The following is a 15,055-nucleotide window of genomic DNA, read 5'->3' as shown; positions in this document are numbered from 1 at the left end:
GTGCTTCACACCTTAATTGGGCGTTATATGCCCCTTTTGGAGATTAGTAGGAGAATTTAATGTCTAATCCTGAAAATGAAGTAATTAAAGCTGTTGGAACGGATATTTATCAAGATACTTTGCAACCTTTTGCAAAGCATATTGGTAATGTTCTTGGTGACGCTGGCCAGCTCATAGAGCTGCTGTCACCGATTTCAGGAGTGAATTATGGCTTAAAGGGAGCTAGAGATTGGCTAAAAGAGAAATTAGTTAAAGACTTGAGTTGTGTTGATAAAGATGACTTAATTTTGCCTAACCCCGTCCGCTTGAAGAATAGTTTAGAGGGGTTTTATGCTGTATGTGATGACGAAACTTTAAAGTTGATGTTTGCTGAGTTGATCTCAGGCGCATTTCAAAAGAGCCATCAAGAATCCGCTCATCCATCTCATATTGCAATCTTACAGCAACTATCACCATTTGAAGCTAACTTGTTAAAATTGATAGTTGAATCCTCTTTGTCTATCAACTCAATCTTCAATGGCTATTTAGAACATAAAGACATAGACGCGCATTATGGTAATTACGGTGATCCTATGTTTGGTGTGTTCATAGAACAGTTAGCTGAAAACAAAGTCATTAATAATGAAGTATCGGATGGTGAGTTAGAGGTTGCTTGGAATAACCTTAAACGGCTAGAAATAATTCAAGTTATTTCTACAACAGAAGCGCATTTTCAAAACCAGAGAGCGCAAAACAACGAAATTATTCCAGCTCACTTGGATTATTCGTACAACATCAGGATTGGTTTGTCGGGTTTAGGCCACGACTTATTAGTCAGTTGTGGGGTTCTCGGGCGCATATAACAAACAATTTAAGAGTTATTCAGCACGCTTGGCACTTTTAGTTTGCGTTAAGTTCGGTGTTTACGGTAGTCAAATTGAGTTTCGTAGTTGCGTGCTTCACACCTTAATTGGGCGTTATATGTACAGTTCAACCGAGCAGCAATATGTAGTGCTCGGTTGAATTGCAGCTTAAGGATAAGGGTCTTTGGTCGCATCTCCTTGACCAGTAAGAATATCCCAAGCTCTTAAAGGATGTGGTGTTTTAGAAAAGTTGGGACATGGTGGAAGTGAAGTTTTAGATTGGTTGGAATATATCTTTCCGCAATCGGAGCATTTATATGTTCCAGCAGACACATCGCTACCATACGGGACATTTTTTCTTTTTACCATTAGTAGGGTCCTTATTGTTTTTAACCTTCCTAACTTTAAGGTTATTTGCGTGTGATTTTTGTTATCAAGATCTCAGATATAAGCCTTTGCGCATATAACAAAGCGTTTAAGACGGATTCCCAACGCTTGGCATTTTCTGTTTGATTCAGCTTTAGTGGTTACGGCACAATGGTTTAGGTAAGGTGGTAGCGTTGCTCACCACTTAACGCGGCGTTAGTCGCCAGAAAAAGCTAGCAATCAAAATCATGTTTCTGAGCTTAAAATTTAGCAGCAGTTTGTTTGGAACACAGATTCATCATCGATCATTAGAACTTAGTTTTAGCTGTTTTGAGTCCAACGTTTTGCAAGTGCTCTAGCGGTTGTTTTGTTCGTTGGTGCTGACAGAGCAGGGCAATCGAGAGTTTGATTTTTGGTTGCAACTCCGCTCGGTGAGTTTGTTGGTACAAAAGCCGATTTACTCGCTGAAATGACGTTTTCTCTGGTGTGGTAAGTTCCACGTGGTTTCAGTGACTTTGTTGAAAGTCCGCACTGTGAGATTGGTTTTCCAAAAGCGTTTTTTGGTGTTGTCAGTCCGTTTTCTGCGGCGTTGTTTGTTCCAAGTGGTTTCATTGACTAGCCGCTTTGAGACTACGCCTGATTTAAATGAATCAAAGCACATAAAGTTTGTTGTTTGCAAAGTTTGGTTCGGCTTAAAATTGTCGCTCGGTGCCTCGCGACTAACAAACTGCTCAAGAGGGATTCGCAACGCGTGGCATTTTTACTATGCGTTGATTTTAGTGATTAAGGTGGTTTGCAGCGGCTTTGGTATTGCGTTGCTCACCCCTTAGCAGGGCGTTAGGCAATAACAACAATAGTTAACGTTAGGAGGATCTATCGTGTCCTTATTAAGAGAGATTCAAGATGCAGCTGTTAACTCTGAAGTAGAGTTAGCGACGTTGCTTAGAAAATGTAAAGTGCTTGCAGCTCGACTCGGAAATGATGAATTTAAGTCTTGGGTTGATAATGAGTTGGACGGATATAAATCAGCTGATGGTCTACCTGATTACAGAATCCTTACTGTTAACTCCAAAGGTCATTTCGCGGGCGCTTTTGGTTCAGGGCTAAACAACGCAGATATTCCACTTTCTTGTATACCTGAAGAGTTTCGCGAAAATTTAGAAAAGTCATACATGCGTGGTGCTGTGGCATCACTGGAAACATTAGTCTCAAAGTCTACAAGTGGTACTGCAAGTGAACCTTGGAATCCTGACTTAGTAGCGTTTGTGGGGCAAGATATTTATCAGGGAATGAATTGTTTACAAGCATGGAAGGTTATTCCACTAACTTCAATTGTGGCAGCGCTAGATGCAGTAAGGAATAGAATACTCAGCTTCGTACTCGAGATTGAGTCTGAAGCTCCTGATGCTGGTGAAGCTGCGCTTCATACAAATCCCTTACCGCAAGAAAAGGTACATCAAATTTTTAATACATACATAACTGGTAATGTGCAAAACGTTGCCACAGGAAGCTCTGATTTTGAGCAGCATGCAATAACTAATCAAAACCAACCTGAAGTATTCGCTCAGCTCCTTGAAGCTATAGAGTCTGTCAAACATGATGCATCTTATACTGAGGTTCAATCGAGCATTAGGGAAATGGAGAGCAACTATGGGACCGATTCATTTAAAGATAAGTATCAGAGCTTTATGTCTGTTCTTTCTAATCATATTACCGTTTTAGGTCCGATAGTCGCACCATGTTTGCCGGCACTCGCTGCACTAATTGCCTAACAAACTGTTTAAGAGTGATTCGCAACGCGTGGCATTTTTACTATGCGTTGCGTTTAGTGTTTAAGGTGGTTGCGGAAGCTTCGGTATTGCGTTGCTCACACCTTAACAGGGCGTTATGTTTTTTGTTTGAATTTAGTGTTTAATCTATAGGTAGGATAGATGTCTTGTGTTAGATGCGGTGAGAAGAAAACGATTAAAGCACACTTAATTCCACAGGTGTTTTGTAAAGAGGTGCAAGTCGGAAAAGCTCATGCAACAGGAGTTGGTGAGGACGGAAAGTTTCATGTTACTCAATCGGGAACATTTGATAAAGAAATTCTATGTGCCAAGTGCGACGGTATATTAGGAAAGCTTGAAGACTATACAGCTAAAATACTAAGGTTGATAAGAGAAAATAGTATTGGTTTGCAAATTGGACCCAAGGTGGTTTCGGGCATTGAGAATGAAAAGATATTAAGGTTTTGCGCAGGAATTCTATGGAAATACAGTATTACAAAGGAAGAGTACGGTAAAATTGACTTATATGGTTTCCAAGATGAAGTTTATAGAATAGCTTACTCAGAGCAGGAAATACCAGAATGGTTCAATGTGGCTATGTTCCGCCTACAAACTCATCCAAATGACAGTGGTGTATTCGCTTACCGAGCCCCTTTAATTGACAGGAAAAATAGAGTGCGCTTGTATAGGTTCATGCTGGGTGGCTGCCTATTCTTTGTAAAAGTACATCGTAAAAAAATGCGAGATGATCCTATGCCTGATTTATGGTTAAACGGGGAAAGCACTTTTAAGTATTGTCTCTTTCCAGCTCAAAAATTTGAAGAGTTCAATATGTCAAAAGAGTTAGCGTACAATACTGAAAGTCTTTCCAAGTTTTTAGACAAGCAAGATGCGCTCGCGGAATCAAAAACATAACAAGCAATTTAAGAGGGATTCACAACGCTTGGCATTTTTGCTTCTACTTCAAATTTAGTGTTTATGGCACAATGTTTTAGGTTTGGTGGTAGCGTTGTTCACCCCTTAATTGGGCGTTAGTAGGTCAGGATGAACAAACAAAAACTCAAGCATCTAATTCAGCAAGTTCCTGAGTTAATCGAAACAGCTGAAGTGTGTCGGGAAGTAAGGCTGCCAAACTTCTATATCGCAGGTGGCGCTATTACTCAAATCATCTGGAACAGTATTGAAAGTAAATCGCTTCTTGCTCAAGTTAAAGACTTTGATATCGTCTATTTCGACAGTTCTAATCATGTCACTGAAGATGAATTCAAAAATCGTATTAGTTCACGGTTAAGTCATAGTGTCGACATTGATGTCAAAAACCAAGCAGTCATACATGAGCGCTACTCTAAGAAGTTTGGTTGCTCCATTCAGGCATACGAGCGTGTCGAACAAGGTATCGAGTCTTGGCTTTCTGCCTTTGCTATTGGGTTCAATCTAGATAGCTCAGGTAATATTAACCTGTTCGCCCCCTACGGGTTAGAGGACGCATTTGATATGTTGATCAAACCAAACAAAAAGGCAATGACAGAAGCTAACTACAACAAAATGAGTGCTGGCTATAAGGGTAGGTGGCAACAAGTACAGGTGCTCTCTTGGAATTGACCTACTAACAAACGCTTTAAGACGGATTCGCAACGCTCGGCGGTTTTGGTTTAATTTAGGTTTTGTGTTTACGGTGTAATAATTGAGTGTAGTAGTAGCGTTGCTCACCACTTAAGCGGGCGTTATGTGTCAGAGAGAGATTATGAGATTTTTGCAACTATTTATCTTGATCTTAGTAGCAGGGTGTTCAAGTTCAGCAGAAAACACTTACTCATCGGAATATTTAGATATAGAGCCAATAGAGTTTGTATCGCCGAGATACCCCAAAGTTGCAGTAGAGAATAACCTGTCAGGGTATGTGGTCATGACGTTTAACATTACTAAAAATGGGGATGTGTCTGATATTGTTGTAATCGAGTCCTCCCCAAAGGGGATCTTTGAAAAGGTAGCTGTACAAGCGTTGTCCAAATGGAAATATGAACCACTTGAAGATGTTGATCTTATTGCTCAAAAACAAAAATTAGTCTTTAAAATCTAACACATAACAAATTGTTCAAGAGTGATTCGGCACGCGTGGCATTTTGACTATGCGTTGGTTTTAGCGGCTAAGGTGGTATGCAGAAGCTTCGGTATTGCGTGCCTCACACCTTAACAAGGCGTTATACGACTTTATTAAATTAGGAGAACTAAATGGACTTAGATATCTATCAGGTTGATTCATTTGCAAGTGACGCATTCAAAGGTAATCCTGCTGGAGTCTGTATAACAAACAATGGGTTAAGTGATAGCTTAATGCTATCAATTGCCGAAGAAATGGCTGTGTCCGAAACGGCTTTTTTATCGCTTTCTGATATGACTTTAAAGTGGTTTACTCCGAAAGCGGAGGTAAAGCTATGTGGTCACGGAACTCTTGCTGTTGCTCATGTCCTTAAAGAAAGGGGGCAAGTAAGTACGCACGATACCGTTAATTTCGAAACCTTGTCTGGTACCTTAACTGCACTGGTTAACGAATCTACAATTGAACTGGATTTTCCATCACCAACCCTTCAATTCGACATTTCTCCCTGTCAGGTGCTATTGGATAACTTAGGCATAGAGGCATGTGAAATAATTTCCTTTGGTAGCTTTGATTCGAAGGTTTTCATTGAGGTTGATAGTGAGGAAACATTACGGAGCCTCAAGCCAAACTTTGAGGCAATGAAACAAACTAAGGGGCGCGGAGTTCTGGTTACTACAAGTTCACGTAGTAACGAGTTAGATTTTGTTTCAAGGTATTTTGCACCTTGGGTAGGTGTAAATGAAGACCCCGTTACAGGTTCAGCGCATTGTGCTTTAACTGTTTATTGGTCGGCAAAGCTGGGTAAGTTAAAACTACAAGGCTATCAGGCCTCAGAACGAGGTGGTTATGTTGCTACTGAGCTTTTATCTAATGGGCGTACGAAGTTAATAGGCTCAGCAGTGACGGTCATCAAAGGGACTCTGCAGGTACCAGTCGTATAACAAAGCGTTTAAGACAGATTCGCAACGCGTGGCATTCTCAGTTCAAATTGAGTTTTGTGTTTACGGTGCAATGGTTTAGGTTCAGTGGTAGCGTTGCTCACTACTTAACGCGGCGTTATGCTCTAGGAGATGATTTTGCTCGATTTATTCAAGAAAGTGTTTCTAATTAACCTCTTAGCGGCTCTTGTTGTTATCGCTCTAGCCCAGTTTGTTCCATTCTTTGCTACGACTCAGTTGGTCGACTTTCTGTTCTTTGTTGTCATCGTTATATGGGTTTTAGCGAAGCTAATGTGGGAAGGTGGTGTCCATAGTAAGACGACTCGGTTAGATGATCCTAGAAGAGATAAAGTTTACAAAATGGTAGAAGGGCATGATTTCGAAAAAGACGAACGAGAGCACTATCGAATGAATTACCAGACAGGATTAGTCTTCTTCATTGCCGGTCTGCCAGCGTTTATTACTTGTTTAGTCCTTCAATTTCTTTGAGTACGAGCATAACAAAGCGTTTAAGACAGATTCGCAACGCTCGGCATTCTTAGTTTGAATCAGCTTTGGTGATTAAGGCACAATGGTTTAGGTTCGGTAGTCAGCGTTGCTCACTACTTAACGCGGCGTTATGTATATAAGGAGGCACATGAGAACTTTTGGGCATATTCTTGGTGTTGAGGTCGGTGATATTTTTGAAAGTCGAGCAACCTTAGCTAAGGTTGGAATTCACCCTCCAACTCAGGCTGGTATAAGTGGCGGTGCGAAAGAGGGCGCAGATTCAATAGTTTTATCCGGCGGCTATGAAGATGATGAAGACTTTGGTGATGAAATTATTTACACCGGAGCAGGTGGTCGAGATGAGAACTCAGGCAAGCAAATAGCTGATCAGAAATTAGAACGGACAAATATGGCGCTCGCGAGAAACTCGCTTGAAGGTCTCCCTGTCAGGGTTACCCGTAGCTATAAACACCCGAGCAATTACTCGCCTTCTAAAGGCTTCCAATATGCCGGTTTGTATCGAGTCGTTGATTATTGGTGTGAAAACGGATTATCAGGATACAAAATATGGAGGTATCGTTTAATTGCGGTCGATGTCCTAACTGGGAATCAGCATGTAGTTAACGTCGAACCACCAGAGTATGGTGAGACTAAGCGTACAGAGACTACTGTCCAGAGAATCGTTCGAGATTCTAAGATAGCTAAAAAGGTTAAATCTATCCACAATTACAGTTGCCAGGTTTGTGGGTTGGCGATAGACACAGGCGTTGGGTTGTACGCGGAAGCTGCGCATATACAGCCGTTAGGTCAGCCTCATTGCGGACCGGACATCGAAGAGAATATTCTTTGCTTGTGTCCAAATCATCACGTGATGTTTGATAATGGTGTCTTCACAATAGCTGATGATTTGACCTTAATTGGAATTAAAGGTGTCCTTAGAACCAATAAGAAACATAAAGTAGGTGTAAATTTCATTGCCTACCATAGAGAGCACTACGGAAAATATACATAACAAAGCGTTTAAGAGTGATTCCACACGCTTGGCAGTTTCGCTTCGCTCAAGTATAGCCAAGCGCGTGTCACACCTTAACGCGGCGTTATGTGACCAGAGAAGGAATAACATGGAATACATACCCAAACTATTAGCTAGTAAATTTAAATGGGCTGCTACTTCTTCCATACTGAAGCTTTGGTTTATATGTGTCTGCTTTGTTTTTTTGATGCCTTTATTAGTACCGATTCTCATGCGTATTAATGGTGATTTGGTATTATTAATGTTGAGTGCCTATTTAGTGTTTCTATTAGGTATATTTTCCGCTAAGCATTACTCTAGAACAGATGTGTTGTTAGGTACTCCGGTTCCTAAAAATAATAAGCTGAATTTTGTATTCCTAGCGGTATTCTATTTTAAGTTAAGTTGTGCTGTTCTCTTGGCTGTTTCCCCACTGTTTTTTGGTGATTAGGTTTTGGGGCAAGTCACATAACAAACTGTTTAAGAGGGATTCGCAACGCGTGGCATTTTCACTATGCGTTGGTTTAAGTGATTAAGGTGGTATGCGGCGGCTTCGGTATTGCGTTGCTCACCCCTTAACAGGGCGTTATGTGTTTCAGGTTTTTTAAGATCAGAGTCACTTAAAATCGGAGAAATTGACAGAGTATTGTCTATATTTTTACCCATTAAATCAGTTAGTAAGGAAGCTTGATGACTATTCATGATACATTTTGGTTAGCGGCTAAGAGAAAAGGTTTTATTAGGTTTACAGTGGAAACAGGCTTACCATTTGGCCTGATCATGTTTATTGCTACAGGGTTTATTTATGAGCAATTTTCTAGTGGTTTGTTTACCTTTGATGTATTGAAAAATCTGCTTATTTGGCTAACTGGTGGTGTTGTTTTTGGCGGATATCAGTGGTTTAGTCTAAAACGAAAGGCGGAAAATTGGGCAAACAACACATAACAAAGCGTTTAAGGCAGATTCGCAACACGTAGCATTTTTGGTTTTAATCGGCTTTAGTGTTTACGGCACAATGGATTAGGTTCAGTGGTAGCGTTGCTCACTACTTAACGCGGCGTTAGCTTACAGTCTGAAAAATCAAACTCATATAGCTGATGTTAGGTAGGGCATATCGTCAAAATGAGCAATCTGATTGGCAAATATTTTGGTAGTATCAGCAGTAGCAAGTAACATTTTTTAGCGGTCATTATTACCGTGTGTGGTTGTAAGCTTACTTGCTCTTGCTCTTGCTCTTGCTCTTGCTCTTGCTCTTGGTTTGTTGGTGGTAATTTCAGTTCCGCCTCTATTTCATTCATGGCAAAGTTTTGCATGTGAAAGCAGCAAATCTAATACGAGCTTTGGTGGGTGAAGTTCCGTGAGTCTCCACGCTCGGCGGTTTTGGCTAAGTTCAAGTTAATACAAAGTTCATCGCCTGAAGTCGTCGGCTATGTTTATAATTTCGACTTCACGTTTAATGTCAAAATAAGTTGTTGTTTTAGTATGGAATGCTCGGAAAGTAATAAGCTAACAAAGCGTTTAAGGCAGATTCGCAACGCGTGGCATTTTTGTTTTGGTTGAGTTTTGTGTTTACGGTGGCATGTTTTAAGTTGGGTGGTAGTGTTGCTCACTACTTAACGCGGCGTTATGTGTCTTGGTCAGTAATGTGTCGAGCCTGCTACATAAATTGATAGAATCTTCGCTTTTAAATGGATAACAAGGAGTGTTAGTGAAAAGAGTCGAGCAATTTGAGTCATTATTGAGAAAAATGGATGTGGTTGTAACATGTCTAGCGGTACTAACAGTTGCAGTTGGTATTTTTTCCACTGTTTCCTATGGAATTCAAATAGGTATCGGTGCTCTAGTTTCAGGGATAATGCTATGGATCGCAAAATTTTTCGTATGTGGCATATCATATACGTTGATTCAGATAGCAAAGAATACTGTTCCAAAAGCTGCGGATGAAAACACATAACAAAGCGTTTAAGGCAGATTCGCAACGCGTGGCATTTTTTGTTTTAATCGGCTTTAGTGTTTACGGCACAATGGTTTCGGTTCAGTGGTAGCGTTGCTCACTACTTAACGCGGCGTTATATTTTTGTTTTACGTCAGTGGATAAAGGAAAGTATGAAAAGAATAGTTTTAGCCTCTTTATGCTGCTTAAGTTCGGCAAGCATGGCGGCTATAGGCATCGCCGAAGACAATTACCAAGACAATGAAAGGCATAGGCTCATTGAGACTAAGCTATTTTACCCGACAACGACAACTGCTTCCGAAGCCATTTTCGCCGAAAATATTGCTTTCTATGGGTTTAAGGCTGCTAAATCAGCAATCCCAAACGGCAGGGGTTTTCCATTGTACATCCTAGTTCACGGGACTTCAGGTAATTGGAAAAACCTATCATGGCTTGGGAGTGAGTTAGCTGAGAATGGTGCTTTTGTCGTGTCAGCAAATCATCCTACTTACACAACAGGTCAAGCTACGCCCGAGGGCGTTCTCAGAATGTGGGAGCAGCCTCGAGATGTCTCCTTCCTTATCGATCAGATACTATCAAGTAACTACGCCCAGTATGTAGACAAAGATAATATAACGGTCATCGGTTACTCTTTGGGTGGTTATACAGCATTAGCATTAGCAGGCGCAAAATTCGATATTAAGGGGTATCAAGAATACTGTCATAAGTACAATGATGCATCATGCGATTATTATAGCAATGTACTGAATGAGCTTTCACAACAAGAACGTCTTATGATCTCGGGCGATTACAGGGATAAACGGATAAAAAATGCAGTTGCGATTGCTCCAGGTTACGTGCCTGCGATATTACCTAAATCGTTAGATACTCTGTCGGCAAAAACAGTAGTAGTTGGTGCTGAGTTGGACGAGACTATCCCGCCTAAGCTACAAATTACTCCGTATATAAATACCAACCTAAGCAATCTTTCTTACAATGAAATCAAAGGTGCTTCGCACTTCAGTTTTATGCAAATTTGTAAACCTCAGGCTATTGAGGTTTTGGCAGAAGAGGGTGCGGCTTTTGTTTGTCAAGAAACTGGTAACGTCGATCGAATCTCAATTCATAAAAGATTACTTGAGGTATTGAGTCCACTGAAATCAAAAATATAACAAACTGTTTAAGAGCGATTCGCAACGCGTGGCATTTTTACTATGCGTTGGTTTTAGTGTTTAAGGCGGTATGCGGGAGCTTCGGTATTGCGTTGCTCACACCTTAACAGGGCGTTAGCACTATCAGTTGATATTTCTACGTAATATGAATATTATTAGAAAATTTTACGAAATATTCTTATGAAACAATCTTTTATCAAAATTTGCGTGTATCTTAAACACTATTGTTTGAATCTCGGTAATGAACTCAGGTTTTTTGGGGTGTTTGGTTTCATTTCCTCTCTATTGATGGAAGTTATGGCTTTGCTACCTAACCACATTAATAGAGGGCTATTTTCGACTCTGGTTGGAGACCATATACCATTTTACACTCTTGTATCCGTATTTTTGGTGCAGTTTTTAGGCGTTGTTCTGTATCAATTTATCACCTGCCCATCTATAGAAAAGTATCTTGATGAGTTGGTAAAACACTTGTCTGAGAGAATCGAACAATTAAGTTTACCAGCCATTTCAGTCATTCTTGGCATGGCTTTTGGGTCACTATTTATGAGCTTATTTAAAGGTGCTCTTTATGTGAATTATGCGAAGTTTTTTGCTTTATATGCACTACTCTTTTTCTTTATTGCTCTGCTTTCTTCTCAATTAAGATTAGGTGTAAAGTTTGAAAAAGGAGACATAAAAAGAGAGTTTTGTAAAATAATAGGTATCAGTATTCCCATCAGTGTTGTCTTCGTAACTATTTTTAACTCAAACCCAATGGCTATTTCGTATGAGGTTTCGGTCGAACAGTACAAAGTTATAGAAAAATATTCAGATGAAATGGATATACCTATCGACGAGATTAGTAGAAAATTTGTATTAGACGCAATTAATCAAGAAAAATAGTGCTAACAAAGCATTTAAGAGTGATTCCCAACGCTTGGCATTTTCAGTTCAAGGTTGGGTTTCGTGTTTACGGTGCAATGGTTTGGGTTTGGTGGTAGCGTTGCTCACACCTTAATGCGGCGTTAGAAATACGAATTAAGTTAGGAGTAATATTTGAATTCTTTACTAAAGTGGATACTTAAAAATTCTTGGAACTTGTTTGGAGCAATAGGGGTGGCTGGTACATTTTATTTCTCTTTAATGTATGTTCCTGATTACGTCAAAGACATTACAACAAGTAAAATTAACGTCATCCATGAAAGTTTAATGGATGATCTGCAAGAGGTTATTTTTCATGGTAGAGAAGTCACGATTTCAGACATCGAAACTTTTATTAGAGGTAAGGAGTTAAAGCAAGGTGCTGTTTACCCTTATACATCTGAAGAATTATTAGTCCAAGTGCAAGAACGCTTTATGAGTAATAAGTTCATACCTTTAGAAAAAAGGGGTGAGTTGCTGGATACGATTAACACTATCCGTTCTCAATACAAACCGCCGACTGAACCCATCTCTGCTAAAACTGACTGGATCAGTATTTTATCAATCTTGCTTTCGGGTTTTGGAGCTTTGATTGCAGGCATAGGAGCTGCGAGTCTTGTAGCTAAATTCAAGTCTGACAAGGAAACTGAAGCCGATATTATGTCAGGTGATATTATCGTTAATCATCATGGTTCAGCATTTATTGCAGGTTTTGAATATGAAAAAATGGTCGGAGAAATACTCAAAGAATTAGGTGTACTTTCGGCAACAAATGTTGATGGATATGATTTCATAGTTGAAAGTGCGCAAAAACAAATGGTTGTTGAGGTAAAAAGGTATCGGAAATTGTTGGGTTTGGGAACAGCCAGAGAGTTCTTACATAAGGTTGTTGAGTCAGAAAAAGGCGGTATTTTGGTCGTTTCTTCAGGGGTGACTCAGAGAACTAAGGAATTGATTACTGAGCATAATAAAATTTCAGGTAATCAAAAAGTCTATATAGTCACCGGAGACTCGCGTGACGAAATAAAAGATCAACTTAACAAAGTGTTCAATGAGTAACGTATTTCTAACAAACGCTTTAAGACGGATTCGCAACGCGTGGCATTTTTACCATGCGTTGATTTTAGTGATTTAGGTGGTGTACAGAAACATTGCATTGCGTTGCTCACCACTTAAGCGGGCGTTATGTAGCCACGAGAAGACGGTAAGTTAAAAGGATTTATATATGTTAAATATTCGCCAAGCTCGCATTGAAGATATCGGCGTTATCAAGAAACTACAGTTTCAGCTTAATGAGTATCATCAAGCAAATTTACCTGATGACTTTTTATCACCGGAAGAAATTGAGCAAAAAATAGACCTACACAAGATAATCGAAAGTGAAAGCTCGATTTTCCTGGTAGCCGAGAGCAATGGGCAGTTAGTAGGTTTTATTTTTGGTGAGCTATGGGTTCGTAAGTCTTGGACGCTCAAACAGCGAAAAATCGCGAGCATTGAACAAATAGTAGTGGATTCATGCTTTAGAAGCCAAGGCGTTGGATTGGCGCTAATAGAGGCATTTGAGGAAAGGGCTATCTCTAACGGCGGAGAAGAGCTGTTTTTAGAAGTATATTCCTTCAATGAATCTGCTTTAAGTTTGTATCGCAAAGCTGGTATTGCCCCCAAAATCCTAATTGGGCAGAAAGCACTAAGCTGAAAGTCGGCTACATAACAAATTGTTCAAGAGTGATTCGGCACGCGTGGCATTTTTACTATGCGTTAGTTTTAGTGGTTAAGGTGGTATGCGGGAGCTTTGGTATTGCGTGCCTCACACCTTAACAAAGCGTTAGTACGGGTTTTACATCAAAGGTCATAAGTTTTGGTGTTTATCTGTTTTGGCGCTTGTCTTTACACCTTTACGTTTGTACCTTTCACGTTTTTTCCGGTGGCACTATATGCGGAGTGTTTGCTTTTACTTCACCGTTTACGGTTTCTAACTCTTAGCCTATTTCTTTGGCGCTTCTTCACTTTCGCTGTGCTTTCCAAGCGAATCTTGTCTTCCTTTAGAGCTGCTGTCGGAGTACGAGGATCGAATCCTTTTCCAATTTGAAGCAAGTGAAAGTAGGGCTGTTCAGTCCATTTTTCTTCTAGCCAACTCTCGTCTCTTAATCGAGTTTAAGTTTTGTAGCTGCCCGTCTCACTTCAGTGTTCAAAGCCTTTCATATCATGCCAGTTTTCAATATCTTGGAGCGCATAAACAGAAGTAGCGCATGTACTAACAAATTGCTTAAGAGTGATTCGTAACGCGTGGCATTTTTACTATGCGGTGGCTTATGGTGATTAAGGCGCTGTGCGGTAGCTTTTGTATTGCGTTACTCACACCTTAGCAAGGCGTTATACGAATAGAGGGAAATTATGTACAAAAATACTGATTTTAACTTGGATTCAAAAGAGTTCAGGTTTAAGAAAGACTCATATCCTTTGTCTAAGATAAACAATGTTAGGGTTAAAAAGTTAAGCTTTCTTGATAATTTAGGTCAAGTTTTATTCTGGGTGTGTGTTTTTTCAGGGGCAGTTTGGTTAGTTATTCCAAGGTTGGAAGAGGTGCCACAATGGCTACTAGTTTTAGTTCTTAGTCTGACGGTTGTAGGTTTGGTTTTTGCTCTTTTTCGTTGTTCTAAATATGCACTTCAAGTCGAGTTTCGCCACATAGATGAAACGGGCGTTCAATGGGTTAATGTAGCTAAGTCATACTCAAAGTCAGATTGTGAGTTATTTGAACGGCAAGTGTTGGCACTGAAAAAATTCGTATAACAAATTGTTCAAGAGTGATTCGGCACGCGTGGCATTTTTACTATGCGTTGGCTTTAGTGGTTAAGGTGTTATGCGGAACCTTCGGTATTGCGTGCCTCACACCTTAACAAGGCGTTATACGAATAGAGGGAAATTATGTACAAAAATACTGATTTTAACTTGGATTCAAAAGAGTTCAGGTTTAAGAAAGACTCATATCCTTTGTCTAAGATAAACAATGTTAGGGTTAAAAAGTTAAGCTTTCTTGATAATTTAGGTCAAGTTTTATTCTGGGTGTGTGTTTTTTCAGGGGCAGTTTGGTTAGTTATTCCAAGGTTGGAAGAGGTGCCACAATGGCTACTAGTTTTAGTTCTTAGTCTGACGGTTGTAGGTTTGGTTTTTGCTCTTTTTCGTTGTTCTAAATATGCACTTCAAGTCGAGTTTCGCCACATAGATGAAACGGGCGTTCAATGGGTTAATGTAGCTAAGTCATACTCAAAGTCAGATTGTGAGTTATTTGAACGGCAAGTGTTGGCACTGAAGAAATTCGTATAACAAATTGTTCAAGAGTGATTCGGCACGCGTGGCATTTTTACTATGCGTTAGCTTTAGTGGTTAAGGTGTTATACGGAACCTTCGGTATTGCGTGCCTCACACCTTAACAAGGCGTTATGTGTCTATGGAGGAAAGAGTGATATCCGATATCTTAGAAGAAATTTTGACACCAGTTTCTAGGACGATTAATAAGGTTATTGGCT

The 15,055-nt window shown here is 40.0% G+C and carries 18 protein-coding genes and 1 pseudogene; 17 read left to right on the top strand and 2 right to left on the bottom strand.

Annotated features, from left to right (window positions below; genetic code table 11):
* Positions 1 to 59 precede the first annotated feature (59 nt).
* Positions 60 to 842, top strand: a complete 783-nt coding sequence (locus tag R7E42_RS16570; RefSeq protein WP_318072838.1) for an Abi-alpha family protein — start codon at positions 60 to 62, stop codon at positions 840 to 842.
* 674 nt (positions 843 to 1,516) lie between these two features.
* On the opposite strand, the pseudogene R7E42_RS16565 reads toward R7E42_RS16570, so the two are convergent.
* Positions 1,517 to 1,820, bottom strand: a pseudogene (locus R7E42_RS16565) (hypothetical protein).
* 266 nt (positions 1,821 to 2,086) lie between these two features.
* Between R7E42_RS16565 and R7E42_RS16560 the strand changes: the two are divergent.
* The 9 genes from R7E42_RS16560 to R7E42_RS16520 all read left to right on the top strand — a co-directional run bounded on the left by R7E42_RS16560 (position 2,087) and on the right by R7E42_RS16520 (position 8,462).
* Positions 2,087 to 2,980, top strand: a complete 894-nt coding sequence (locus tag R7E42_RS16560) for a hypothetical protein (protein WP_103190229.1) — start codon at positions 2,087 to 2,089, stop codon at positions 2,978 to 2,980.
* Positions 2,981 to 3,139: 159 nt separating this feature from the next.
* A complete protein-coding gene (locus tag R7E42_RS16555) occupies positions 3,140 to 3,892 on the top strand; it encodes a hypothetical protein (protein WP_318072837.1) in 753 nt (250 codons plus the stop codon).
* 129 nt (positions 3,893 to 4,021) lie between these two features.
* The gene (locus R7E42_RS16550) at positions 4,022 to 4,579 is read left to right on the top strand and encodes a nucleotidyltransferase family protein (RefSeq protein ID WP_318072836.1); all 558 of its coding nucleotides are present in this window, start codon (positions 4,022 to 4,024) and stop codon (positions 4,577 to 4,579) included.
* 142 nt (positions 4,580 to 4,721) lie between these two features.
* The gene (locus R7E42_RS16545) at positions 4,722 to 5,057 is read left to right on the top strand and encodes an energy transducer TonB (RefSeq protein WP_213962181.1); all 336 of its coding nucleotides are present in this window, start codon (positions 4,722 to 4,724) and stop codon (positions 5,055 to 5,057) included.
* Between the two features lie 152 nt (positions 5,058 to 5,209).
* Positions 5,210 to 6,019 (top strand): PhzF family phenazine biosynthesis protein, encoded by an 810-nt coding sequence (locus R7E42_RS16540; protein ID WP_318072835.1) that lies wholly within the window; start codon positions 5,210 to 5,212, stop codon positions 6,017 to 6,019.
* A 135-nt stretch (positions 6,020 to 6,154) separates the two neighbouring features.
* Positions 6,155 to 6,505 (top strand): hypothetical protein, encoded by a 351-nt coding sequence (locus R7E42_RS16535; protein WP_025572882.1) that lies wholly within the window; start codon positions 6,155 to 6,157, stop codon positions 6,503 to 6,505.
* 148 nt (positions 6,506 to 6,653) lie between these two features.
* Positions 6,654 to 7,517, top strand: a complete 864-nt coding sequence (locus R7E42_RS16530; protein ID WP_318072834.1) for a YDG/SRA domain-containing protein — start codon at positions 6,654 to 6,656, stop codon at positions 7,515 to 7,517.
* A 109-nt stretch (positions 7,518 to 7,626) separates the two neighbouring features.
* Positions 7,627 to 7,968, top strand: a complete 342-nt coding sequence (locus R7E42_RS16525) for a hypothetical protein (RefSeq protein WP_047734426.1) — start codon at positions 7,627 to 7,629, stop codon at positions 7,966 to 7,968.
* Between the two features lie 239 nt (positions 7,969 to 8,207).
* Positions 8,208 to 8,462, top strand: coding sequence for a hypothetical protein (locus R7E42_RS16520; protein WP_029807730.1), 255 nt, complete (start codon positions 8,208 to 8,210; stop codon positions 8,460 to 8,462).
* Positions 8,463 to 8,617: 155 nt separating this feature from the next.
* Here the strand turns inward: R7E42_RS16520 and R7E42_RS16515 are convergent, their stop codons facing one another.
* Positions 8,618 to 8,830, bottom strand: coding sequence for a hypothetical protein (locus tag R7E42_RS16515; protein WP_318072833.1), 213 nt, complete (start codon positions 8,828 to 8,830; stop codon positions 8,618 to 8,620).
* Positions 8,831 to 9,225: 395 nt separating this feature from the next.
* On the opposite strand from R7E42_RS16515, the gene R7E42_RS16510 reads away from it, so the two are divergent.
* The 7 genes from R7E42_RS16510 (at position 9,226) to R7E42_RS16480 (ending at position 14,852) form a co-directional block, all read left to right on the top strand.
* On the top strand, positions 9,226 to 9,471 hold the full coding sequence (locus tag R7E42_RS16510) for a hypothetical protein (protein WP_318072832.1): 246 nt from the start codon (positions 9,226 to 9,228) through the stop codon (positions 9,469 to 9,471).
* A 152-nt stretch (positions 9,472 to 9,623) separates the two neighbouring features.
* Positions 9,624 to 10,622, top strand: a complete 999-nt coding sequence (locus tag R7E42_RS16505; RefSeq protein ID WP_085570170.1) for an alpha/beta hydrolase family protein — start codon at positions 9,624 to 9,626, stop codon at positions 10,620 to 10,622.
* Positions 10,623 to 10,802: 180 nt separating this feature from the next.
* Entirely contained in the window at positions 10,803 to 11,507 is a 705-nt protein-coding gene (locus R7E42_RS16500) for a hypothetical protein (RefSeq protein WP_262681961.1), read from the top strand.
* Between the two features lie 153 nt (positions 11,508 to 11,660).
* Positions 11,661 to 12,584 (top strand): restriction endonuclease, encoded by a 924-nt coding sequence (locus R7E42_RS16495; protein WP_071161330.1) that lies wholly within the window; start codon positions 11,661 to 11,663, stop codon positions 12,582 to 12,584.
* A gap of 166 nt (positions 12,585 to 12,750) precedes the next feature.
* Positions 12,751 to 13,221, top strand: a complete 471-nt coding sequence (locus R7E42_RS16490) for a GNAT family N-acetyltransferase (RefSeq protein WP_262653994.1) — start codon at positions 12,751 to 12,753, stop codon at positions 13,219 to 13,221.
* A gap of 698 nt (positions 13,222 to 13,919) precedes the next feature.
* Positions 13,920 to 14,318 (top strand): DUF6232 family protein, encoded by a 399-nt coding sequence (locus R7E42_RS16485; protein ID WP_318072831.1) that lies wholly within the window; start codon positions 13,920 to 13,922, stop codon positions 14,316 to 14,318.
* Positions 14,319 to 14,453: 135 nt separating this feature from the next.
* Entirely contained in the window at positions 14,454 to 14,852 is a 399-nt protein-coding gene (locus R7E42_RS16480) for a DUF6232 family protein (protein WP_318072831.1), read from the top strand.
* Positions 14,853 to 15,055: the final 203 nt, after the last annotated feature.

The sequence above is a fragment of the Vibrio sp. Vb1337 genome (genome assembly GCF_033338715.1).
Classification (GTDB): domain Bacteria; phylum Pseudomonadota; class Gammaproteobacteria; order Enterobacterales; family Vibrionaceae; genus Vibrio; species Vibrio alginolyticus.
The sequence above is the reverse complement of the archived record's forward strand: the minus strand, read 5'-3'. Positions and strand labels throughout refer to the sequence as shown.